Raw genomic sequence first — 24,522 nt, forward strand, 5'->3', positions numbered from 1 at the left:
GGGAGTTCTATAATAGAACTCCCTTTTATTCTATATGAATGTATTATCTTTCGGCGGGCGGATCAGCAGGTGAAGTCCTACTAACCCACCCGCACGCCGTTGCTACTTGGAGAGGAGTTCTCCGGATTCTTCCATGCACCAAGTGTGCAGCTTCTCAAAGCCGGGACCAGCATCCCGGAGGCCTCCCAGCACCTCCAACAGATCGAGCATCAGCTTCCACTGCTCCTTCTCCAGAGGAGCGAGATCAGAGCTCATCGCCCTGCTGAAGACAGCCTGGTAGTCATCGATCGAAGAGAGGTCGAGTTTCTGACCGTCGTTTCGATCCCATCGCCAGAGCAGCGAAAGGCTCTGGATGACAAGACTCCGGAGTCGTTCCCACCACCACAGGATCTGGTCGTTCTGCGAATCACGCACCTCTTCCTCAACCAGTGCATACCACTCGAACAGATCCCGTCCGGGAATCTCTTTGTGGTAGCGAAGGAGGTGGCGCAGAATGGTGCCCAAATCGCTGTCTTCTGCAAAATGCTTCTTCATCTCGCGAAGAGCGGCATGGTTGTTGAGGACGATGTAGTCGATCACATCCATGCCAACACAGTAGCTGGTCGGATCGAGACTGTACATCTCTCCCTCATTGGAGGTCCAGAAGTTCTCCTTGACAGCAACGCCGTGCTTGAAAATCGTCATCACATGCCCTTTCGGCATAGTAGCGTCGAATTACTACTATTTTAGCAATAATTTATTTTTAAAACAATGTATCAATAGGAAATGGATCTTTCGTTTTAATAAACTAACCTTGAATCATGAAGCATAGTCTGACTAAAGTTCCAACCCTTTTTGATTGATTTCCATCAATAGTTGATTGATTTTCTGATAATCAGGCGTTTTTGGAAGCTCAGACTTCTCTAAAGCAATTTGCAATTGATTCTGATACATTTCTATCATGTTCAATGCTTCTTCAAATGTATATTTATTATTTCTACAATCCAGTAGCAATTGGCGGTTAGGACGATAGGTACGAAAATCTCCTGTTTCCAAAATCTCAATTGCACTTGTAAGCAATCTAATACTATGCATGAAAAACTTCGTATCATATCCAAATTGTTGAACCAGATCTTGTCTTCCTGTATGGTTAACCTTTTTATTTTTTAACTTTTGAATTTGCGAATACGCATATCCGCTAAATTTCTTTTCCATATGTTTGGATAAAAACAAATGACGATTATCGATCAGTATCTGTCCTAGTGGTGTTACTTTCAAGTAATCTTCTGCTCTCAAAAAAAGCAGCTCGATATTGTTTGGGACCCCTTGCATCGCATCTTTTACAAACTTATTGATATGGATGATAGTCACATCTACATCATCTTTTGTATTACGAAAATTTTTTCCTCCGCTGTTATTGTACTCATTAAAAGAATCTAAGCCTAAATAATACTCGATAGGCGGAATACAGACTCCTTTATAATCCTTGTCGGAAGTTTCTGTATTAGTTCCATAGGCATAACTCCCTGTTGGTGCAAGCAAAATTGTTCTTTCCTCCAGCCACTTCAAGTTACTCTCTTTTAGATTTATCTCATGCATAAATTGATCTTCCTTTATCTAAAATCTATTCCTTGAGACGTTTTCTTCTTGCTAATCCCATTTCCTCCGCTTTACTTCATTTTGAAATTACTGCTTCCCTCTTGCAAATAATTCAGGAACATTGATCAAACCTTTTTACCAACTTGAAACTGTTACTAGTTATATTACCATCTGATAAAAAAGTAGAAAGTTCTTTTAAATCACTTGTAAAATTATCCAGTAACCAGAGTGAAAAACTCCCACTGAGTACCAGCTAAAATAATTCTTTCCACCATTCCTGCTATAACGGAAATGCGAATACTAAATATTTTTCGAGGAATGCATGTCTTCCATTAATGTTAACTAATCCCTACGTTTATAAATTAATTTATGCTCTATTAACTACCTCAACTAGGCGAGAATACCCATCAGTGCCGTATCCCTCATCAATTGCCTTTTGAGCAATAGCTTTAATAGCACTTAGTACACTTGCATCAATCCCATGACCTTGTACAGTGTGAATAATATGCTCCATTCCTGCTTTTGCTGAGATCATATTGGATTGCCCTCCGGGATACTGGCCTGTATCCACATCGTCTGCAAAATGAGTCATAATATACGGGAATGTTTTTATTAGCTCTTGGGCATATTTAGCAAAGTCTTTTGCAGCAATATTTTCCGATTTGGCAACTGCAAGCGCATGAACATAGCCGCTTATAGAGGTCCAAAACATATCGAGTAAAGAAATATCATATGCTGCAGCTCTTCCAGGATCAGTACCGAGGTAGGTCGCAGTTCCACCCAGACTTTTTAATGTTTTCTGATGTTTGTTGTAGGCGTATTCTCCTCCGCTATATAAGATGAGGGCATCAGAAGTTCCAATAGCTAAAGGCGGGGTCTGGATTGCTCCGTCTAGATAGTCAAATCCATGCTCAGAAGCCCATATTGCTGTTTTACGTGCTTTCTCTGGTGAGCTAGTCGTCAAATTCACAAGAGTTCGCCCTTTCAAATCATTCACTACTTGTGTGAGAATTGCTTGTGAAGCGTCGTAATCTAACACACAAATGACAATAAGTGAACTCGCTGTAATCGCATCAGCAACAGTGTTTGCTAGAACAGCACCTTGCTTAACAAGACTCTCTGCTTTCTCAGCTGTACGATTCCATACAGTCGTAGGGTGACCATATTTCAAAAAAGCTTCAGCCAGTGATTGCCCCATTGGACCTAATCCTAAAACGGTGACAGGTGTGCAACCTTTATCATTCTCATTGTTTTTTTCTTTTTGACTTATTTTTGTATGATCCATGACATCTATCTCCTTTAAATGAGTTTACAAATGAATTCTAAAGGATGACACTAATGTCAGAGCAATAGAAAAACCATTAGTAAACATGAAAGATATTCTTGGATTAAATAATTTTACAAGGAGGGAGCTGTTTCCAATGAAAATTAGTCAGTTGTCAAAAATCACCGGCACTAGTATTCGATCAATTCGTCACTACGAAAAGAAAAATTTACTTACTGTTTCCCGCCTAAAGAATGGTTATCGCCAGTTCGATGAATCTGCTATTCATCGTATAAAAACCATTCAGATCTATTTAGGTTTAGGACTAACTACTGATCAAATCAAGGAAATCTTAAATTGTCATGATAACTATATCTATCCTGATTATGAATATCTTTGCGGTGAATCTCATGAGATATTTGAAGAAAAATTAAATGAAATTAACAAAAAAATGGACATATTGGCCATTGCTAAACAACGTTTGAAAAAGCAAATCAACCAATTTAAAAAAAGTAATTCACACTGATTTCCTATCATCTTCAGAAAAATACACAAACTAAAAGGATAAAAACTTCTTTAAAAAAAAAGGAAATACATCTGCAAAGTTAGTCTCTCCCCGAAAAGCGAATAAGATCATCCAAGAGACTAGTGCAAGTATTCAGTATGATAAAAGACAGAGGTTCCCTCTTTTACTTATCAAGAAGAAAGAAACAAAAAGCTTGGTATGAAAATGAACAGAGGGCACAAGTGAAGTTTAATCTGAGAAAAAAGTATAAACTTCGAAACATCGTGCTATTTAGTAATTAGCCATCGTGATTCCCCCCGAAACTGGACAAGATTTTCAAATCCAAAAATACAAAAACAGCCCAACTGGGCTGTTTTTCTTATTTACACTCTATGATTTTGCTGTCATTTCATTTTATTCAGCTTTAAATACTGTAATAATCCTGTCTTGAATATAAAAAAATAAAATTCTAATCTTCATGACTAAAAATTATAGATATACCTGATGGAGTACGAAAAACAGTTACATTTTGCAGATGAATACAGGCTGATTCATATCCATCTTCACCCTCTATATACAGCATTAAATCTGACGAATGAGTTTTCGATCTAGATATATCTTGCAAGTTCAGCATGTGGAAGACTCCCTTTGATCGATTTGTATATATTAAAATTATAAAACGAAAAATAAAATAACTCAATATTTATATTTATTTGATTATTAATTATGATTATCTTCTCTTATTAAAGGAAATAGCAATTCTCTCTCGAATCTATAATAAAAAAATCTCTTTCCATTATGGGAGTTGTTTGTAATGAATAGAAAAATACTAGGAGCAAGATTAAAAGAGCGAAGAAAAGAAATAAAAGAGAGCATGGAGAGTTTAGCAGATGAATTTATTTCCGCAGCTACCATCGGAAACATCGAACGTGGATTACCAAATGTAACCGAAGAAAAAATGGAGTACTACGCAAAAAAAATCGGGATGGGTAGTGAGCTTTTTGGAATCATTAGTGAAGCAGAAAAAAAAGAAAAAGAATTAGAAGCTGAGTTACTATATTTAGAGGATATTATATCTGCTGATATTGATAATTCCTTACAAAGATTAGAAGGAGAAATGAGTTTTATAAAAAGAGATAGTAGACTTTCAGCCTTGTATCATTATTTACTGGGTCGTTGTTATTTTGTTAAAAGAAAAAAGAACAACGAAGTGATGTTACGAAAAGCGGATAAACACTATAGTGAAGCGCTTCGTCTGCTGGAAAAGAGTCCAGAATTAAGTGATTCTAATTTACAAGCTGCCTCTTTAAATGAACAAGGTAGAATTTATTACCATCTACATGACGTAGAAAAGGCTTTGAAACTTACGGAAAATGGTATAAAAGAATTTCAAAAGGATGGAAAACGGCAAGAAAATATCTATTTCCTGCTCTTAAATAAAGCAAATTACCTTGAACAATTAAACAGAGATGAACTAGCTTTAAAAACGTTAGAAGAATTATGGAAAAAGGTTTCTGCTATTGATGGAACAAAAGTTTTGACGCTAATCGGACTGGACGCCATCTTGCAAATGTATGTCATTTTTGCAGGTGTTCTTACCAAATCCAAACACTATAAAAGCGCTCTAGAATTTGCAGATGAAGGAGTAAGGATAGCGAGAATTAACGGGAAGTTCGATAAATTAGTACTACTTTGGATCACGATCGGGGAAATATACGAAAGCATGAACGATACCACTGAAGCGGAAGACTATTATATCAAAGCATTATCGATTAGAGAAAAAGTCGACGACCAAGATATTTTTTACGCACTTACTAGTCTAGGCAAACTTTACCTGACAAAACAAAAATACAAAGATGCACAGCCATTGATAAATGAAGCATTTTTAATCGCTGAACATAATAAGGATGAGTTAGCAATGCTAGATTCCTTGATATTGTTAGGAAATTGTTATCATGAGCAAAAACAGTACCAAAAAGCAATAATTCCCTTACAAAAGGCATTCAAATTAGCAAACAAATACAAATTAACCAAAAAACAACATGAAGTAATTTTAGGTTTGTGCTATGGTTATAAAAAAATAGAAGACCACGCTTCTTATATGAAGTATTTGGAAAAGATGTTTGAGCTGCAGGCACACATGAAGTGGGGGATTCAAGGGTAGGAGGTGCATCTATGGCATATTTTGGGCGCAAAGATCCTATCGGAAAATAATACATAATGAAAAAGACATCTATTATCTGGAATCATTATCCATAAGACAGCAAAGAGCTGTCTTATTTATTTACGCATGGTAAAACCTCTTATATGAAAATGGAGCGGTCGGCTAACATCACAAGACATGACATTAGCCGACCATGCACCCCCTCAGGAGCGCGTAGGTTTTTCAGCTTTGCTCGCTCTGGGTACGGTATCTGTGCACGATGGCGAACACAGCGATGGGCAGAACACCGGTCACCATGACCACCCCCCCTACGACGATGAGGATGTTCATCTGGTGCTCCAAACCATACTCGATGAAACTCCATCCCATCAGAAGGCTCACCAAGCCACTGCATTGACGGATCAAAGCTGCGATTTTCATCACAACGTCCCCTCAGCTATTCAACCTATTCGTCTATCATATCATGTTTATAACAGTATGTAGGAATTTTTTAAAGTAACTACACTTCTCATCGTGTGTGGTCTGGCCGATGAAGTTGGACTTCTTAAATATAAGAGAAATCAAGGATATCCATCACAACACATTTCTTCAGCTTTTTATAAGGTTAATCTTTGCAGCGACTCTGAGGATTCACTCACCAGCACAAGTATCATGACCACAGAGCACTACTTGCCTAAAAGAAGGGAGAGAGCAGAGACAAACCCCTGTATCTTACCGATGTTCTCTCTGCGACGGAACTTCTCAATGACTTCGCGGACTTCTTCTGTCACCGTTTCCCTTATGCCGGTTTCACTAGCCACAAGAACGTTCTTCTCAATCAATATCTATATAGAAAATCATATGTACCAGCCTGTGTCGCTTATCGATGATGATAAATGTTCCTTTTACGGATTTGATCAAGTAAAACAAGTTTTATACGAGCGGCAAGTAAGATTGGAAAGGAGGGGATAACACACAATAATGATAAAACTAATCTTAGACTTAGATAAAACTAATAGTTCAATCCATTACAAATCAAACTACAAAAATGTTTCTTTTTTCGGTTATCGGATGTATCAGATAATCAAGAAAAGCAATTGAAACTTTATGAATTGGTAAGGGAAGGAGTTCTAGAAGACTCCGGACAAAACGGGAAATTCGAATCTTTCGATCAATTTATGGACAAAATCTATTACCGTTGTTATTGGAATCATCAAAGAGATAGTCAATTCATTGCAGCAGTATACCATAACCGGATCGGTCTTAGCAGTATTACTTTGGACAGGGATAAAAAACTTGCAGTTAGTGGGCTTACTGTTGTAAAGGCAATATTCAAAGGAAACGGAATTGCTTCTATGTTGAAGAAAAAACAATAGATTATGCAAAAGAACAGGGAATCCAAAAACCCATGTACATGAGGAAAATCCCCCAATGTTAACAGTCAATCAAAGATTGGATTTCATGAAACGAAATAGATATTCCTTGATAGCTGCTAACGAGCTATCTTTTTTATTATCAACACGACAAGAAAACTGTCCCTTTGTCGCAAAGATTCTATCGGAAAATAATACATACAAATCAAATAGGTATACTTATAGACAGCATATCTGCTGTCTTTTTTTCTCATTAAATAAAAAAGCTCAAAATAACTAGACAGTTATTTCAAAGCATCTCAAGATCATACTAACTTTTAGTTTTTAGTTTTGATATCCCCAACTATTCTTTCGCTCCTGCAATAGAAGTGGCTTCATCATGGAGTGATTTTTGACGCATTTCATATAATCAGTAGGCTTCTTCATCATGATGGATCAATCTTATTTTTCCTCTCCTGTTCGACTAACTGGATTCATTTTTTCGCTTTAAACTGAAAATATTTGATTTTAGTTGCAATATAACATCTTCTGTTAAACCTGTTGCCTTCATAATCAATGGAACATCCATATTTTCTTGTAACAAAATCTTTGCTACTTTCTCTTTTTCTTCTAACTTACCTTCCTTCTTACCTTCCTCCTTCGCTCCTGCAATAGAAGAAGCCTCATCATGAAGCGCTTTTTGGCGCATTTCATATAATCGCCGTGCTTCTTCATCTTGGCTTAAATACTCCAATTCTTTCATCGCTTTCCCTAGAATGGGCTCATTCATTTTTAACACCTCCCAATATCGCTTGTTTTTTGTTTTCAAAAACAATAACCAATTGAGTAGACCACTTGTTTTAGGGGCACTTTTCCCGATAAGCTTGGATAGTTCAAGAATATGGATCTCTTCATCTTCAGAAAAAAGAATCCGTTCGCTATCTTCCCATAAACGAAATACGTTGTGATACCTCTCATTTTGGATAATCGTGAAATCAAGAATATTTATGACAACACACTTTTTGAGTCGTTTATAAGGTTCGCCTTCCTTTAGTTGTTCGGTGTACTGTTTGCCCCAATAGTACAATGCGCGCTTTTCATTATCATAACGATTAAACAGCTGCATTTCCACATTTACAATGGAACCATCAGCTCTTTTGGCTTTAATATCAAAAATGGATTGTTTATCACTCGGTGAATCCTTATCTGTATACGGATTTAACAAAACAATCTCCGTGAGCATTGGCTCCTCCACATCTTTATGCAAGATACGATTGAGAAAAGCCAGTAAAATTTCGGTGTTCTTTTCACTGCCAAAAATACGCTTAAACACAAAATCATTCTTTGGATCGAGTAAATCATAGGTCACTGGAAGTCATCCTCCATGCTTCATATTAGTATATCACGAACCACTCATCTGTTTACTTCGTATGTACGTTCGTATTATTCCAAATATGATAAAGGAATTTTTTCAAAAATCAAGCACTTTTTGGAATGTTCTTTTTTATATTTTACAAGTAAATTAAATTCCACATCGAATACTCGCACTTTTTGCAATACTCTCCGCTAAAGAGAATATGATTTATTTCATTTTTGGACTACAATTAACGTAAGTGTTCCTCTATCTAGAAAGAAAAGGACATGAAAAAGACAGAGCATCCACTAAAATCAATGGCTCGCTTTGGCTGGCAACCGACACTGCTAACCATCTGTTTGGCAATGGAAGGAATCGTTGACACCTTCTTCGTTGCCCACATCGGCCTCTCCGCGATTGCGGCTGTCACAGTCGCAACTGAAAGCATTATGGTGATCCTGTGGTGCTTCTATGCAAAGGTCGGAACTGCAGTCAGGCACTTCACTGTTACTACCAAAAATAAGGCAGACGCACTGATGATCATCATCCAAGGTGTCTACCTAAGCTGTGCTCTGAGCTTGGTGCTGGGTGGTGGGACCATCATACTAGCGAAACAACTGTTTGAGGCTTATGGGGTAGAAATCACTTCCGATGGGGTGCTGTATCTGCAAATCGTCGGTGGCAACTGTATCCTTCTTGCCTTGTTCAGCGTGCTGTCCAGTGGACTGCAAGGATGGCTGAAGGAGCAATGGTCCACCACAGTCGCTCAGATCTCCATGATGGCCATCCATCTGGGGCTGGACTATGTTCTGATCTACCGGTTCCACTTCGGACTAGTCGGGGCGGCATGTGCAACATTGCTGGCTTCCGTGATCGGAACAGGTTGGATCATCGCTAGGTTCTTTCGTCGAGCAGGAACCAACCTTATTTGGATGCCCGATTGGAAGCTCCAGAAAAGCATTCTGGGTCAAGCATTTCCACAAATGCTCTCCAGTCTTTCGAATCAGGTATCGATGATTCCCATCTTTGCCATTCTCGCTCGGACTGGCCCAGAATTCCTTGCAGCTGTCCGGATTCTCTACGTCATCCAGAGAGTCTTCTACCTCTCTTGGATGGGAGGAATCATTAACTCCATCAGCCTTACGATCGGTCCCATGATCGAAAATAAGCAACAAGTAGCCCGTTACCTCCGCTGGGCACTTGGTACCGTAATCATCGGTACACTTCTTTCATGGGCTGTTATGCTTGTGATGGCAGAACCAGCGGTCGGACTCCTCACGGACGACACAACAGTAAGCAAGTTGGCAGTCTGGCTGATCCTCTTCTACGCGTTCGTGCAGTGTCCTTGGACGATTCACGGATGTGTAGGAGAGGTGTTGGGGGTTCACAAACAAGCCAAGACCTCGTCGATCATTTACATCTTGAGCTCCGTTCTCTTGGTGATCGCATGCTGGCTCTTGCCTCCAACCCTAGAGGGAATTTCCTACGCTGAGGTCATCCAGTACATGTTCCTGGGGATCGTTTCCACCGCTTACATCAGCGGGTACTTCAAATCTGCTGGAATCGAGCTGTTCCCCATTCGTTCTTCGATCGTACGCGGATGGAGTCTTTTGAGGAATCATGCAGGGCGATTGGCAGGGACGCATATCCGTATCCAACGTGTCCCTAGTCTGTCGTTTATTCTCGGAAGGGAGACGGAGCTTACAACATATCAAGAAATGAAGCCTGTTTTTCAAGCGCTTCAAGCCTACCAAGCTCTCTCTATCCTTGAATCGATCAAGAAGTTTCAGGAAGAACTGCCTCTTGAAGACGCCATGCTCCTTGCCGAGCATTCACTCCATGATGCCTTGGCGGAAATCGCAGCAAAAAGGACCTTGCAACAATTTCTTGAGCAGGTGACGAGTACATCCTGGCCTCAAAACCGAGACTCTGCACAAGTTATCCGAAAATTCCAGGATGCTTTCGCCCACTATGCCAAAGAAAAGGCGGAGCTCCCAGAAACAACGGAAGCTGTGAGAAGGCACTTGAATAAGGTTCGACTGCTCTTGCCTGATGCCAAAACCTACAAGATCAGCAAGGATTTGCCATCGAAGCCTCTTCCCTTGTCCAGTGTAGACTTGACCAAACTCCCAATTCTTCCTCCAGAAGAAAGTGTTGGAGTACGGTCAAACATTCGTCTGCTGAGGCAATACTGGCTTGCAGAAGATAATCGGTTGTCTACGGTCGCGTCATAATCTCTAGGCGCGATCCAGTCCCCCCTGACACATTGGCAGGGGGGACTGTCATTAAATAACGCTACCGTCCAACTATAGTTCTATACGAGAAAGTCAACGTACCCTTTATAATTTTAGTCGGAAACAACTTCCCTGTTAGAGCAGGTCATTTCATTATCAGTTGAACATCCCTCTCTTGTTTTGAATACTCCATTCTTTCAGAATAGAAAAAGGAGGATCTCTTCTCCTTTCGTTATCTATTGTCGTCTCCCAATATGCTAAGTGTAAACACGATAAAGGGGAAAAATAGAAAATCTGATAAGATCCGTCATTTTCAATTTTTGATTCGCTATGTAAACACATAAAAAAAGTGCGACAAGAGAACCTTTCTCTTGTCGCACTTTTTCATCAAACATTATATCAATTTCATCTGACTTGAAATGGTACCAAGGTGAATAGCTTCATGCATCAAAGCAAAGTTGAACAGCTCACCTGCTGTATCGAATTGGAACGGTCCCATTTCATATGGTGATGACAATTTTTCATCTAGTAATTCAGGTTTCTGTTCGGAGAGACGGGAAAGCTGTTCCACTAGCAATTGTGTCAGTTCTTCCTTAGACGGCGGAGCTATCGACCAATCTGATGGTTTTGTTCCAGAGTTAAACAATGTTTCATATTGAGCTGGAATTGTGGAAGAAGTGCCAAAAGTTAAGGTTGAGTATTTATCCATCCAATAAATAATGTGACCAACATTCCAGCGAACGGTGTTATTGAATCCTTCTGGTTGAATATCTAACTTAGTTTCTGAGATACCTTGTAGTTGTCCTATAAGAATCTGACGCAAAACTTTTCCTGTATTTATGATCGATTGTGACATTATGAAACGCCTCCCAGTAAGTTGTTTTATGTGTTTCGTTTTCCTATCTAAAGTGTACATGGCTTTCCATAAAGCAACCATCACGAGATTCCGATGCAATTAATCAGTTTTAATAATGATAAATAAAAATTGCTTCCCTACAGGTTATAATAAAGCAGGATGATTGTTCATAAGAAGGGGCACTGAGAGATGGAACTTAGACAACTAGAATATTTTTCAGCCGTATGTAAAGAGATGCATTTCTCAAGAGCAGCTGAGAACCTTTGCACTACACAATCGAATTTGAGTCAACAGATTAAGTTTTTGGAGAACGAGCTTGGAACTCCACTATTCGATCGTATTGGCAGGCGGATCGCGCTAACAGACGCGGGTAAAATCTTATTGGAGCAATGTCAAATTATTTTCGAACGCATTGACTACGTAAGAGGAGCGATAACGGATTTGAAACAAATGGAAGGCGGAAAACTGGACATCGGAATTCTCCCAGGTGATGGAGACTTACTGTTTGATGCACTGTTGGTCGAATTCCATCGTACATACCCAAAGCTCTCCCTAAGTGTTACGGAAACTACGGAAGTGTACGAACAAGTTATCGAAGGCACAAGAGATCTTGGAGTTACCACCACACCTTTGAATCCGGATAATCGAATCGCTATCATCCCTTTGTTCCATGAGGAATTTGCTTTGGCCATTCGATCAGATCACCCTATTGCAAAATCAAAAGCACTCTCTTTCGAACAGTTACAACAGCTAAAAATGGTGATGTTTGGTTCTGAGCATCAGATTACAAAACTCATCCATTCATGTTGCAAAAAAAAGGGAATTACCATAAACAATTCAATTGTAACTTCTACATTATCAACACTTCTATCCTTAATTGAACAAGGGGTAGGTGCCTCTATTCTTCCTAGACTTCTACTAGATCATCTGGACCGTGATAATATTTCTGCAGTACCATTGCTCCATCCTACACCTAGTCAAGATATCTGCATCATATATCGAAAAGATAAATTCATGGGACAAGCGGCAAAACTATTCATAGAAGAATTAAAATCTTTTATCCAAAGTGTAATGAAACAAAGCACTCGGAAGTTGGGGTAAAAAGTATCCATTGCTCTATTCATACCCCCTCTAACCAAGATTTATTTATACAAAGCAGACCACCATGACGGTCTGCTCTATCCTTGTATGATAAACCAAATCACTCCTTGTTCTGCTCCCATTTTACATAATTAATACTTATTTCATTTTAATCAATAATATTTGATATTATGAATGTTGGAATTTCAAATAGGAGTGTTGTTCGGTATGGTAAATATACTATTAGATTGGCTGACGAAAGTTTTAAATTGGCTGGCAAAGAGAGATTGGAAAGACTGGGAAATGTGGGCAGCAGTTGGGCAATTAATCGGGGCGCTTGCAACCTTTTGGACTGCAAGAATAGCTTTAAAACTGGCAAGAGAATCAAAACAATATGAAAAACAAATAAGGAAAAGAGAGAAGGAGGCGATAGAAGCCGAATTATTTCCCAAAGTGGCGATTAAAGATAACGAAAACGAGAAAAAAATAATCCAATTTACCTTAGCAAATATAAAACCTACTCCTGCTTTTATCAATGATTTTATGTTTGTAAATGTGAATCGAATACCAGAGATAGAGCCCTATTCTTATGAAATAATCGAAACGGAAGCTCCAGTACGAGTTGTTTATGGAGATGCATGTAATACAAAAGTTCCATTATCGTACTTAAAACGTCTTTTAAAAGAAAATGATAGAACAGATGGCTTTTTTCAATTCCAATTTTCCATCGCTACGGGAAAAACTTATACATTTTCTGTTTATCTAAAGCAAGGGAACGTTCCTTCTGAATGGTTCGTTTACTTAGCAGATCAAGAGGTAACAAAAGAAGAAATACTCCAAACGGGAATGCATATACACTACATACAAAATAGAATTGTGAAAATAAAACGGCAGGAAGACAAAGTAAGTTAAGAATTTTTATAACATATTATGCGACAGGAGGACCTTCCCCCTGTCGCATAAAAAAACTGGCCATCCTACCGGTCAGCTTTTTAGCATCTATATACATTTTACCTATTTTCGGCGGGCAACTGATGCGATGTTCTGCTCAGTTCCCCATCCCCTAAAATATTCTCATGCTAGAAGCATGGGAAACCGAGAGGGAGATGGTCACTGACGAGAGTAGCGCTTCACGAGGAGATTCAACCATTTCATTTTCTAATAACTATTTTAAAAACAAAAGCAACAGGCTTTTTATAGCCCGTTGCTTTTCACTTACACCCGATCTCTAATCTCTTGTTTCAATCGATGTTTTAATTCTTCCAATCCTTCTGTACTCTGCTCTTTGGAGTGACGTCGTCTCACATTTACCAAACCGGCTTCTCGCTCTTTTTCCCCAACTACAAACATATAAGGAACTTTTTCCATTTCTGCTTGGCGAATCTTATATCCGAGTTTCTCATCACGATCATCAAGATTCACCCGAATCCCTGCATCTTTTAGCTGCTTCGTTACTTCCTCTGCATAATCAAGGAAAGTAGCAGATACAGGAAGGACTTTGGCTTGGACAGGTGATAACCAGAGTGGGAAGTCTCCCATATGATACTCGGTCAAAAAGGCGACAAATCGTTCCATCGTACCGACGATACCACGGTGGATAACGACTGGACGATGTGCTTGACCGTCTTTTCCGATGTATTCCAGTTCAAATTTGTTTGGCATATGGAAATCTAATTGTGCGGTGGATAGCGTCTCATCTTTTCCTAAAGCTGTTTGGACTTGGACATCGAGCTTAGGCCCATAAAATGCTGCTTCTCCCTCCGCTTCCACATATGGTAAGCCCATTTCATCCATCGTTTCTTTTAACATGCTTTGTGATACATTCCACATTTCATCGTTATCGATATATTTTTCTTTGTTCTTTGGGTCACGATATGACAAACGGAAGAAATAATCTTTGATTCCAAACACACGATATACTTCTAAGATCAACTCTACCACTCGCTTGAACTCTGATTTGATCTGTTCTGGTAAACAGAAGATATGTGCATCATTTAAGGTCATAGAGCGAACACGCTGCAATCCAGAAAGAGCTCCAGACATCTCATAGCGGTGCATCGTTCCTAGTTCCGCTACACGCAAGGGTAAATTGCGATAGCTTCTCATCTCACTTTTATAAATCATCATATGGTGAGGACAATTCATTGGGCGTAAAACCAATTCCTCATTATCGATCCGGATAGGTGGATACATATCTTCTTGATAATGACCCCAGTGACCAGAAATCTTATAGAGTTCTACATTTGCTAGATGTGGGGTGTACACATGGTCATAACCAAGGCTTTCTTCTAAATCAACGATATAGCGCTCGATTTCCCGGCGGATCTTTGCACCATTTGGGAGCCATAACGGCAAACCTTGCCCTACTTCTGGAACGAGAGAGAAAATACCAAGCTGGCTATTTAACTTTCGATGATCACGTTTCTTTGCATCTTCTAGTCGCTCCAAATATGCATCAAGCTCGGATTGTTTTTCCCACGCTGTACCATAAATCCGTTGCAGCATTTGGTTGTCTGAGCTACCTCTCCAGTAAGCACCAGCGATACTGAGTAATTTGAATGCTTTGAGTCGTCCAGTAGAAGAAACATGCGGTCCACGGCAAAGATCAAAAAATTCTCCTTGTTCATAGATCGTAATCTCAGCATCTTCTGGTAAATCACGAATCAGCTCTAATTTTAGATGATCATTGATTTCCTCATATTTGCGGATAGCCTCTTCTCTAGAAACCACAGTACGTACAAAAGCAATGTTTTCTTTGACTATTTTTTTCATTTCCGCTTCTATTTTAGGCAGATCTTCAGGAGTTAAGCGTTCTGGCAGATCAATATCATAATAAAATCCATCTTCGATCACGGGACCGATTCCCAGTTTTACATGCGGATATATTCTTTTCAGTGCTTGTGCCATTAAGTGCACCGTGCTATGACGATACACATCTAATCCCTCTTTATCGCTCAAGGTTAAAATTTTCACATCTGCACCATCTGGCACTTCTCTGCTTAAATCCACTATTTCCCCATCGATTACACCTGCAATAGCTTTCTTTTGTAACCCTTTACTAATGGATGCTGCTACATCATTTATCGTAACTTTCTCCTCATAACTGCGTTCTGAGCCGTCTGGCAACTTTACTAACATCGTACTCTCTCCTTTTTCAAAATAAAAAACGCCCAGTCCCAAAAGGGACGAGCGTTGGTCTCGTGGTTCCACCCTACTTCAACTTATCGATAAAAAATAAGTCCTCATAAGCACATATAACGGTGTGTAACCGGAGATAGATACTACAGTTCCCTATCTCAGCTCCGAGGTGGTACTTGCCAATCAGTGGGTGAAGGGGTTTTCAGCCGGTGGCCCCTCTCTCTTATCACCATTATAGGAAAGCATATCCTCATCAAAGCAATTTAGAAAAGTTGTCTGCATTATACCGAATAACGAAATCATAAGTCAAGCGTTTCCACCGCTCCGCAGGTGTTACATCCGGTACATTTTATCAGACGAGACTCAAAAATTTGTGATAAAGTTCGAATGATATTCTCTTCAGCAAACTTGGTATGCAATACAATTTTTTCTGGAGCAATGGTAAGAAGAGTACTTACAATCAAATCTTCATGGGAAAAAGAATGTTCCACGATCTCTTGCAATGTACCGCCATCGTTTAGTTGCAATGGCTTTTTTTGATCGTCGAGTAATTCAAAATTTTTCACCCCACGATGCATAATATGCACCAAGTCAATTTTGGAATCTTGCACGGAAACAAAATATTTCAAAAGGGAAATAAAGTCTTGGTACTCCTGATCCAATAAAAACTGATCAACTGCATCATGTACACATTTTGCTAATGCTTTCCGATAGTGGTCCAAACGAAAGCGAACATAACCGTCAATCATGAGCAATTTGGACTCTCGTAAAAAGTGAAAAATGGGTTTCCCAAGTCTTTCTGCCCTTTTACTGTAAGGGGTCCGAAAATAAGTATGTGTGTTTTTTTGGAATAAACGATTCGTATGTACTTTGATCTGCTCGATCTCCCGATCATAGTATTGCGGATAATGTTTTCGGATGGTTTCTTCTATTAGCAATCCTTCAAAATAAGCACAGATAAATTGGGACAATTGATCGCTGATCACACGTCTAATCTCACGCTCTTGGGATCGTCGTTTTAACTTGCATTGAATCGTATAAAAATAACGATCCACCACGCTATTTTCTTGGATTTCACAGCTAACATCCAACTTTTCCATCTGCTCAGGCAACTGCATCAGATGATGAAACAAACCAGTAGCTTGATAAGCGTTTGCTTGAGGTATGCTGATGGTAAAATCCATCTTTGCACCCCTTTCTGTCTGGTGTATCCTGCTTTAGTATATGGGAAACAAATGGCAGGTATACATTTGAAGAAAAGAAAGATGGAGTCACACACCAGAAACTAGCCCACCAGATACATCTTGCCTAAAAGATACACATAGCCCACACATGCGATGAGCAAGGTTGCACGGCCTAGAATTTTATCGGTTTCTCTGCCCGATCGAACCTTTAGACCAATCGATTTTAAACCAATCTTTTTGGGATATGGCCAGAAAAAAGGAACTCCCGCTACTGTAAAAGCATCCGCGATTAAATGAGATAAATAGCCTGCTGCTACTGCATAGAGATACGATGGTATTGCTAAGTAAATAACTACTAATACATAACCCATACCAACAATAGAGTGGGTAACACTCCGATGTGGAACATAAGCAACACCAGCACAATAAATACCAGACAAGAGTACCCAAAGTGGTAAATGTGCAAAAAACCAAAACAAACAAATAATAATGCCTATACTTGCCAACGCAAGTGATCTCCACTTTCGATTTAGCGAAGAAAACATCCATTTATTAATCTTACTTCCATCTTCATCAATATCCGGTAACATGGATGCTAAAGCAGAAATTGCTACAGTCGCTGTAAGCGTCAAAAAATTATCGCTAGTCGCAAAACCAACTGCTACCCCTGTAGCTAAACCAATCCTCAGATGTGTTTTCCCCTGCATGATGTCATTCCTTTTATGTAGAATTCATGAACTATTCATATGATAGTACATTTTTTTCTATTATGAAAAGAAAAAACTAGCCCAACGATCGCTAGTGTAGAAAATCTATTTGTTATACCATTATTTATGAGGGGCGACGGATTGGGAACCGTCGCCTGTTATCACTCGCCTATAGGTATGGTGCACCTGTCGATCGAAGCAATCCTTCCAACTCTAGTATTTCGGAGAAGCTAAAGATCATTGGATTTTTCTTTGTCGTTGCCTTCATTCTCTTTTTCTTCTGAAAATCGTAGTGGAGGATAGGCCCATCTGCGTAAATTACCGTTAGATACTGATAGCAGAATTCATAACAGTACACACCTTTCGAGTGAGAACAGACAGAATGAAAACTAATTTTCATTTTCCCTGTCTGCATGGAGAGATAATAATCATCATCATCCTTGTACACCTGATACTTTGCAGTCATCCGCATATATCTCTTTGAGAAAGACTGGTTACTCCACATGGATGATCGAGGGGAGAGAATCCCACATTCTAGGGTAAGACCAGCATCCAAGTGACTTAAGCACTTGATTGTCAGTGGGATAAATGGGATGGAAGTTATAGATCGTCAGCCTATCCAACTGAACACGACGGTGAGAGTTATGTTGGTGTGGTTTCGGATTCAGATGCTTTGTGTCTTCTACAGCTAATTGCAGCTTCAAGATCTTCTACCGTTCTCTCGATGAGTGGTCTCATTTTCATATCGCAAAAAAGAGACCCAACAGAGTCCCTTTCTTATCTATATCATTCTATCATTTTATTATCTGTGGGACGACGGCTGGCAACCGTCGCCCTTCTCTTCTAGCTATTACTAGCTAAAGAAGTGTCAAGACGTGAGAAATCGTTCCAACTTGGCCGGGTATCGAAGAATAGAGAAAGCGAACTTGATGTCTGCCTTCTTCTTCATGGTTCGCAGCAATTTTCCCTTTTTGTCAGTGACCTCCACGATTCCATATGGGTAGTAGTCGATCCGACGGACAGGTGTATCGATGGTCAGCTTGCAGCCTTCCATCAACTGGATGTACTGCTCGTCTCGCTGGAAAATGTACCATCCTGAGAGACGTACCGCATACCCTGATGCAGCTCTCCCCTTAGAAGGGTTAATGAATCCTGCTTTGAACCTCTCCGATGATCCTTCCTTTTCGTATTCGAAATGGTTGACCACTATGATCGGTCCACTGGTAATGGGGTTCAGAACAGATGTCATCATATTTCCTCACGGATGTTCTTGCTTGATCTCATTATACCGGTTTTGAAATTATAAGTGTAGAAATTTGTAATTACAAAAGAAACTAGCCGAGGCTAGTTCACTTTAGAATACAGTTCCAATCATAAAAAAATGGAGGTGTGCAGTCCCTTTTTTAGACTGTCTCTTTAAAATGGTATCCACCTCTTGAATGGGGTTTCGCCATCATCCTAAGCACGTCACCTTCCACCAACACCGACGCTCTGATCGATTTCGAGAAAAATATCTCAGCTTGCAATGACTTACGATGTTAGACTCAATGAGTACGTAAACACTTGGAGGTCAGAAATTTGAAGCTTTATCCCCTCCAAATCAGAGCAGCCCATATGGATGGATTTCATCTATTAATCTCTCCCTCTCACTTCAAGCATGAGCTAAGTGGGTGGTGAATGTCGGTTCGGCTTTAGCCAAAAAGGAATTTGTTCGAAATATCTCCTTTTTTTGCTTCCGAGTGTATCATCAGCCTTAAAAACAACTACTAATTTTGCATCACAAAATCTTTATCTACTTGCTCTGTTCCATCAAATACGTGCAGCGTCTCATACCGCGTATTTCGTTGAGCAGGGATTTTACCCGCCTCACGTATCAGTTGTAAACAGAGATTGATGTTTACTTTATGTGTTGTGCCAGCAGCAGAAACAACATTTTCTTCCATCATCGTACTACCAAAATCGTTACAACCATATTGAAGAGACAGTTTGCCAATCTCAGGTCCCATCGTTACCCAAGATGACTGGAAGTTAGGTACATTATCGAGCATCAGTCTCGCTATTGCGACTGCCTTTAAGTATTCTCGTGGAGATAATTTTTCTCGTTTCATATTGGTGTTATCTGGTTGGAATGTCCAAACAATAAACGCGAGGAAGCCTTTGGTCTCATCTTGTGCTTCTCGAATACGCAAAAGATGTAATACTCGTTCCTCAATGCTCTCACCAAAACCGATTACCATGGTGGCAGTTGTTTTCATTCCTACACGATGTGCCGTTTGCATGACATCCATCCAGTCACGCCAAGAACCTTTTAATTTGCTGATTTTACGGCGTGTTCGATCATCGAGTATCTCCGCTCCCCCACCAGGAAGGGAATCAAGTCCAGCTTCATGGAGTTGTCGGATCACTTCTTCCAACGGGAGACCAGAAACTTCTTGCATTTTCGTAATTTCTGCTGGTGAAAAAGAGTGCATAGTAATCCCAGGAAAATGTCGCTTAATCTTCTTCAGCAAATCCGTATAGTAGGAAAAAGGTAGATTTGGATTGGTTCCACCTTGCATCAAAATTTCTGTACCACCCACATCTTGTGTTTCTTTAATTTTTTGTAGAATGGTCTCATCTGGCAAAACATAACCTTCATCAGAATCAGGTGATCGATAAAAAGCACAAAAACGACAATAAGTGTCGCATACATTGGTATAATTTATATTTCTACCAACTACAAACGTAGTTATTGGTTCTGGATGAAGTCGCTTCATTACTTCGTTAGCAGCTTCCCCTATTTTCTCCACTTCATCGCTTTCCCAAAGAGCAATTCCATCTTCTAAAGTCAGACGTTCACCATTACGCAAGCGATTTAATATTTCATCTATGTTCATCATTAACACTCCTAAGTCTCTCTTTGCTGGGTGATTAACATTTATTTTAACATAGCCAAAGCAAAATAATTGACAACGATTCTCAATGCTGATAGGTTTTTATTGGAACTTCATATAGGGAGGGCGGACATCATTCCGTTTTATACAGAAAATATCTCCATCCAATATCAAAACCATCTCGTCGTTGATCAATTAAATCTACAGATTCCGATAGAAAAAGTTACTGCTATCATTGGTGCAAATGGGTGTGGTAAGTCTACCATATTAAAGACGTTGGCTCGTATTTTAGAACCAAGTAGTGGATCTGTTTATTTAGATGGTAAACAGATCCACAAAGAATCTACCAAGCAAATTGCCAAACAACTAGCAATCCTTCCCCAATTACCGGAAGCACCTGAAGGGACCACGGTAAAAGAGTTGGTTTCCTTTGGTAGATTTCCTCATCGCAAAGGTTTTGGATACCTGAGTAAACACGATCAACATGTGATTGAGGAGACACTGGTCAAAACAGGTCTGTTGGAATTCAAAGACAAACCCGTTCATCAGCTATCCGGTGGTCAAAGACAGCGTGCCTGGATCGCAATGGCGATCACACAAGAAACACCCTATCTTTTGCTGGATGAGCCTACTACTTATCTAGACATCGCTCACCAACTTGACGTTTTATCTCTGATTAAACAATTAAACGAAGAAGAAAACCGTACCATCATCATGGTGGTACATGATCTCAATCACGCGGCCCGATATGCTGACCATATTGTGGCAGTCAAACAAGGTAAAATCTACACAGAAGGAGCTCCTTCTGATGTACTTACGCATAAAATGCTAAAAGATGTCTTCCAAGTCAAGGCAAATATTATTGTTGAACCTCATACGGGATTGCCTACCTGTATTCCCTATGAAAAAATTTAAAAAAGTGGCGGGACATCCTCCCGACCACTTTTTAACTATTCCATCTATTCCGAAATCCAATATCCTATTGTTTAAGATAAAAATTTCGTAGTAAATAGACAAAAACATATTGTTAATCTTTAAGGAGAAAAGCTTTTACTATAAAGAGATCACCTGTAAGGTATAAAAATAAGTGTGTTATAATAATGAAGGATCAAAAATTCATTTGGAGTATGAGGTTATTAATATGATCATCCAATTCATTCGTTTTCGTTAAAATCAGGTACAGAAAATGGTACTCAACTCTTATGAGGGGTGGGTTTATTTCTCTGTGCCTTTTTTCGTTCACCTGAATTACGAATGAATGGGGTGCTTTTTATGTCAAAAAACAAAAAAAAGACTATCCAAGCAAAGCTTTTGGCAAAGTCTCAAAATATTTTTCGATGTCCATTATGTTCTAACCCAATGAAAGTAGCTTATCTGTCAAGTTTAATTTGTTCAAAAAATCATTGTTTTGATCTCTCGAAAAGGGGATATGTGAATTTTTTGAGCAATTCTATCCAGACAAGATATGGAAAAACCTTATTTGAATCCAGAAAAATAGTATGGAATAGTGGATTATTTGAACGATTGAGCGAAAATATTTCTACTAAGATTTTTAATGAATTCAAACCTAAAAGTAAACAAATTACACTGTTGGATGCAGGATGTGGGGAAGGTACTCCCCTATATAGCATACGAAAAAGAATCATCCAGAATACTTCAAATGATTTTCTCGGTGTAGGCATAGATATTTCCAAAGAAGCTATCGATATTGCCTCAAAAGATTATTCGAATGTCATTTGGTGTGTTTCAGATCTTGCGAATAGTCCCTTCGAAAAAAAACAATTCAACTTTATATTGAACATTTTATCACCATCTAATTACGCTGAATTTCGCAGAATATTAGATGACGACGGTATTTTAATAAAGGTTATCCCTGAGAGAGATTACCTTCTGGAATTAAGAAATTCTTTTTTTGAACCAACAAAAAAATCGTACTCAAACGAAAAAACTTTAGCTCGATTCCAGCATCATTTTAAGATTTTAACTGCGGATCGATTGCGATACCATTTCTCCCTGGATGGTACCCTTATGGATCATTTGATCCAAATGACTCCCTTATCTTGGGGAATTAGTGATGAACGATTACTTCCTTTTTCCACAATGAATACAAAAAAAATAACTGTTGATCTAACAATCTTATCTGGTAAACCCCGCTAAAAGATTTCATCCAAGTGTCTATGCTTTAGCAAATGACAAGTAGATAGTGATTATATAATTGATTGCATATCCAAATAAAAAAGTCGTCAGGATTCTACTTCCCGCCGCTTTTTTATTTGGATCGTTTTTATTATGTTGGTTGTTCAATCAGATAAATATTTTCCCCTCTCCTACCTTTACACTCATTCCTCCTATCTTGACTTGTTTGTATTCTTTTCCTTCTTTGTAAATAAAAATATCAATAAAACTAGGACGACCCATTTCTAAACCTTGTTCACTGCGAATAATATACTGTCCATCTTCTTGAATCGGGATAAGAGAATGCTCAATAAGATAAGAACCGAGAGGTCCACTAGCAATACCAGTAGCAGGATCTTCCGTGATTCCCAACGCAGGAGCAAACATGCGACCATGAACAGTAGAACTAGCATGTACCGTTTCGGTTGTAAATGCAAATATATGTTGTGTCTCTGTATGATAAGAAAATGTTTTTTGCCATACATCGTTTCGGAAGTTGATCCGTTTCATGGCATCTAGTGACTTAACAGGTATATATAAGAAAGGAACACCAGATGATACGGTCTGAATAGGTACACTTGTATGAATATCATCGACAGATAAGGAGAGAAGATCAGCAGCAGATGAAATGCCTGAAAATATATCGCCAAACGAAGGAAGTGGTTGATTCATTTCTGCCTTTGTAATTTTGCCGTCTTCTTTATATACCCTTACAAGAATATCTCCTACTCCCTCTTCTAGGATCCATTCATTAACTCCCTCTGCTGTCTCCAACCAATTTTCCTTACCTAGTAGAAACGCAGTTCCTACTGTCGGGTGTCCTGCCACAGGGAGTTCCATCTTAGGAGTGAAGATACGAACTTGTTTTGTTTTTGTCTGATCGCTAGGTGGAAAAAGAAATACTGCCTCTGATAAGTTTAATTCCCTAGCTATTTTTTGCATCAAATCTGTTTCTAGTTGATTGGTTTCTTGGAAAACAGCTAATTGATTGCCTCCAAATTTTTCATTCGTGAAAACATCCAGTAGATGATAAGTTAATTCATTCATTTACTTTTCTCCTTTTTACTTTCTTTTAAAAATAGCATAATGCTTTTCTTTACATTAGTAAAATGAATATTTAAGATTATATATATGAATATAATTAATACATAAGAAAAGAGTTTATGCGATGACGATTATTCAAATGGAAATTCTCTTGAAAGTAGTAGAAACAGGTAATTTTACGAAAGCAGGAGAAGAGCTTGGACTATCCCAATCAGCTGTAAGTCATGCGATATCCAATTTGGAGTCAGAACTTGGATTTGCGCTTATAAGACGAAATCGAACGGGTGTAAGTATGACACCAAACGGTAAAGAGATCATAGCTTATATGCGCACCATGCTGAACATATTGGAACAAATGAAACAAAAAGCAGCAGATATACAAGGAATGCAAACAGGTACCATTCGAGTTGGTTCTTTTCCAAGTGTCTCTATCAAATGGATGCCTTTTATTTTAAAAAAGTTTCATCACGAATATCCTTCTATTCAAGTAGAAATACGAGAAGGAGGTTATGAGCAAATAGAAGAGTGGATTAGTGGAGGATTCGTTGATCTAGGATTTTTACCTTTCACCACCAAGAAATTGCCTTTTGACATGTCTCTACTTCAAAAAGATCGTCTCGTTCTTCTTCTCCCTGTTCATCATGCTCTATCTCAAATAAAGATTCCTAACTTAGAACAGATTGCAAAAGAGCCTTTTATTATGCCGAAAAAGGGATGTGATGTACAAATAAGAAAGATGTTTAAAGAGAAAAAGTTAAAACCAAATGTCCTCTTGGAAATAGGTGATGATCATGCTATTGTTGCAATGGTTCAAGCAGGGTTAGGTGTTAGTATTTTACCAGAGATGACATTACCAAATGCGATAGAAAACATACATGCTACCTATATTGGCGAGGAAACATATCGAACAATTGGCATCGCTGCTTCTACATTTGCCACACTCTCTCCAGCAGCTCAGAAATTTTTAGATCTAACCGAAACCTGGATAAAAGGACAAGCTCAATAAACCAGCAAAAAAGACGACTTCTTAATTCA

General features: G+C 39.0%; 24 protein-coding genes and 1 other annotated feature. Of the genes, 9 read left to right on the plus strand and 15 right to left on the minus strand.

The genetic code is table 11. The annotated features are described in order from the left end of the window. Positions 1-102 precede the first annotated feature (102 nt). From GSM42_RS09950 to GSM42_RS09960, 3 genes are all read right to left on the minus strand, one after another. Positions 103-684, minus strand: a complete 582-nt coding sequence (locus GSM42_RS09950) for a hypothetical protein (RefSeq protein ID WP_160801396.1) — start codon at positions 682-684, stop codon at positions 103-105. A gap of 132 nt (positions 685-816) precedes the next feature. After that, positions 817-1,578 carry a nucleotidyltransferase domain-containing protein gene (locus GSM42_RS09955; RefSeq protein ID WP_160801397.1) on the minus strand — a complete coding sequence of 254 codons (762 nt, stop codon included), beginning with the start codon at positions 1,576-1,578 and terminating at the stop codon, positions 817-819. Between the two features lie 367 nt (positions 1,579-1,945). Continuing rightward, entirely contained in the window at positions 1,946-2,863 is a 918-nt protein-coding gene (locus GSM42_RS09960) for an NAD(P)-dependent oxidoreductase (RefSeq protein WP_160801398.1), read from the minus strand. A gap of 136 nt (positions 2,864-2,999) precedes the next feature. Between GSM42_RS09960 and GSM42_RS09965 the strand changes: the two genes are divergently transcribed. Next, on the plus strand, positions 3,000-3,368 hold the full coding sequence (locus GSM42_RS09965; RefSeq protein ID WP_160801399.1) for a MerR family transcriptional regulator: 369 nt from the start codon (positions 3,000-3,002) through the stop codon (positions 3,366-3,368). A 448-nt stretch (positions 3,369-3,816) separates the two neighbouring features. On the opposite strand, the gene GSM42_RS09970 is transcribed toward GSM42_RS09965, so the two are convergent. Further along, a complete protein-coding gene (locus tag GSM42_RS09970; protein ID WP_160801400.1) occupies positions 3,817-3,981 on the minus strand; it encodes a hypothetical protein in 165 nt (54 codons plus the stop codon). Between the two features lie 180 nt (positions 3,982-4,161). Between GSM42_RS09970 and GSM42_RS09975 the strand changes: the two genes are divergently transcribed. Further along, the gene (locus GSM42_RS09975) at positions 4,162-5,511 is read left to right on the plus strand and encodes a tetratricopeptide repeat protein (protein WP_160801401.1); all 1,350 of its coding nucleotides are present in this window, start codon (positions 4,162-4,164) and stop codon (positions 5,509-5,511) included. A gap of 222 nt (positions 5,512-5,733) precedes the next feature. Here GSM42_RS09975 and GSM42_RS09980 read toward each other — a convergent pair whose 3' ends face one another. Beyond that, positions 5,734-5,931, minus strand: a complete 198-nt coding sequence (locus tag GSM42_RS09980) for a hypothetical protein (protein ID WP_160801402.1) — start codon at positions 5,929-5,931, stop codon at positions 5,734-5,736. A gap of 656 nt (positions 5,932-6,587) precedes the next feature. Between GSM42_RS09980 and GSM42_RS09985 the strand changes: the two genes are divergently transcribed. After that, complete coding sequence (locus GSM42_RS09985) at positions 6,588-6,866, plus strand: hypothetical protein (RefSeq protein WP_160801403.1); 279 nt, start codon at positions 6,588-6,590, stop codon at positions 6,864-6,866. A 460-nt stretch (positions 6,867-7,326) separates the two neighbouring features. Here GSM42_RS09985 and GSM42_RS09990 read toward each other — a convergent pair whose 3' ends face one another. Further along, positions 7,327-8,211, minus strand: a complete 885-nt coding sequence (locus tag GSM42_RS09990) for an Rpn family recombination-promoting nuclease/putative transposase (RefSeq protein WP_160801404.1) — start codon at positions 8,209-8,211, stop codon at positions 7,327-7,329. Positions 8,212-8,483: 272 nt separating this feature from the next. Between GSM42_RS09990 and GSM42_RS09995 the strand changes: the two genes are divergently transcribed. After that, entirely contained in the window at positions 8,484-10,430 is a 1,947-nt protein-coding gene (locus GSM42_RS09995; RefSeq protein WP_160801405.1) for an MATE family efflux transporter, read from the plus strand. Positions 10,431-10,824: 394 nt separating this feature from the next. Here GSM42_RS09995 and GSM42_RS10000 read toward each other — a convergent pair whose 3' ends face one another. Further along, positions 10,825-11,286 (minus strand): DinB family protein, encoded by a 462-nt coding sequence (locus GSM42_RS10000; RefSeq protein WP_160801406.1) that lies wholly within the window; start codon positions 11,284-11,286, stop codon positions 10,825-10,827. A 189-nt stretch (positions 11,287-11,475) separates the two neighbouring features. On the opposite strand from GSM42_RS10000, the gene GSM42_RS10005 reads away from it, so the two are divergent. Continuing rightward, positions 11,476-12,387, plus strand: coding sequence for a LysR family transcriptional regulator (locus GSM42_RS10005; protein ID WP_160801407.1), 912 nt, complete (start codon positions 11,476-11,478; stop codon positions 12,385-12,387). 207 nt (positions 12,388-12,594) lie between these two features. Continuing rightward, positions 12,595-13,278, plus strand: coding sequence for a hypothetical protein (locus tag GSM42_RS10010; RefSeq protein WP_160801408.1), 684 nt, complete (start codon positions 12,595-12,597; stop codon positions 13,276-13,278). 303 nt (positions 13,279-13,581) lie between these two features. Here the strand turns inward: GSM42_RS10010 and thrS are convergent, their stop codons facing one another. The 7 genes from thrS to mqnC all read right to left on the minus strand — a co-directional run bounded on the left by thrS (position 13,582) and on the right by mqnC (position 20,274). Then, positions 13,582-15,504, minus strand: coding sequence for a threonine--tRNA ligase (gene thrS, locus GSM42_RS10015; protein WP_160801409.1), 1,923 nt, complete (start codon positions 15,502-15,504; stop codon positions 13,582-13,584). Between the two features lie 40 nt (positions 15,505-15,544). After that, positions 15,545-15,770 (minus strand) — a binding site (T-box leader). A 33-nt stretch (positions 15,771-15,803) separates the two neighbouring features. Then, on the minus strand, positions 15,804-16,688 hold the full coding sequence (ytxC, locus tag GSM42_RS10020; RefSeq protein WP_160801410.1) for a putative sporulation protein YtxC: 885 nt from the start codon (positions 16,686-16,688) through the stop codon (positions 15,804-15,806). A 101-nt stretch (positions 16,689-16,789) separates the two neighbouring features. Further along, positions 16,790-17,395 (minus strand): metal-dependent hydrolase, encoded by a 606-nt coding sequence (locus GSM42_RS10025; protein ID WP_160801411.1) that lies wholly within the window; start codon positions 17,393-17,395, stop codon positions 16,790-16,792. Positions 17,396-17,564: 169 nt separating this feature from the next. Further along, a complete protein-coding gene (locus tag GSM42_RS10030) occupies positions 17,565-17,861 on the minus strand; it encodes a hypothetical protein (RefSeq protein ID WP_160801412.1) in 297 nt (98 codons plus the stop codon). A gap of 28 nt (positions 17,862-17,889) precedes the next feature. Beyond that, complete coding sequence (locus GSM42_RS10035) at positions 17,890-18,099, minus strand: hypothetical protein (protein ID WP_160801413.1); 210 nt, start codon at positions 18,097-18,099, stop codon at positions 17,890-17,892. Positions 18,100-18,263: 164 nt separating this feature from the next. Next, a complete protein-coding gene (locus GSM42_RS10040) occupies positions 18,264-18,647 on the minus strand; it encodes a hypothetical protein (protein WP_160801414.1) in 384 nt (127 codons plus the stop codon). A 514-nt stretch (positions 18,648-19,161) separates the two neighbouring features. Beyond that, on the minus strand, positions 19,162-20,274 hold the full coding sequence (mqnC, locus tag GSM42_RS10045) for a cyclic dehypoxanthinyl futalosine synthase (protein ID WP_160801415.1): 1,113 nt from the start codon (positions 20,272-20,274) through the stop codon (positions 19,162-19,164). A gap of 66 nt (positions 20,275-20,340) precedes the next feature. Between mqnC and GSM42_RS10050 the strand changes: the two genes are divergently transcribed. Together GSM42_RS10050 and GSM42_RS10055 are read left to right on the plus strand one after the other, a co-directional pair. Then, a complete protein-coding gene (locus GSM42_RS10050; protein WP_237446556.1) occupies positions 20,341-21,183 on the plus strand; it encodes an ABC transporter ATP-binding protein in 843 nt (280 codons plus the stop codon). Positions 21,184-21,540: 357 nt separating this feature from the next. Beyond that, positions 21,541-22,425 (plus strand): putative RNA methyltransferase, encoded by an 885-nt coding sequence (locus tag GSM42_RS10055; RefSeq protein ID WP_160801416.1) that lies wholly within the window; start codon positions 21,541-21,543, stop codon positions 22,423-22,425. Positions 22,426-22,572: 147 nt separating this feature from the next. On the opposite strand, the gene GSM42_RS10060 is transcribed toward GSM42_RS10055, so the two are convergent. Further along, on the minus strand, positions 22,573-23,490 hold the full coding sequence (locus GSM42_RS10060) for a PhzF family phenazine biosynthesis protein (protein WP_160801417.1): 918 nt from the start codon (positions 23,488-23,490) through the stop codon (positions 22,573-22,575). Between the two features lie 121 nt (positions 23,491-23,611). Here GSM42_RS10060 and GSM42_RS10065 point away from each other — a divergent pair, with 121 nt between their 5' ends. Then, positions 23,612-24,493 carry a LysR family transcriptional regulator gene (locus GSM42_RS10065; protein ID WP_160801418.1) on the plus strand — a complete coding sequence of 294 codons (882 nt, stop codon included), beginning with the start codon at positions 23,612-23,614 and terminating at the stop codon, positions 24,491-24,493. The last annotated feature ends 29 nt before the right edge of the window (positions 24,494-24,522 follow it).

Origin of the sequence: Shimazuella alba (assembly GCF_009831235.1) — a bacterium.
Lineage (GTDB): Bacteria > Bacillota > Bacilli > Thermoactinomycetales > Thermoactinomycetaceae > Shimazuella > Shimazuella alba.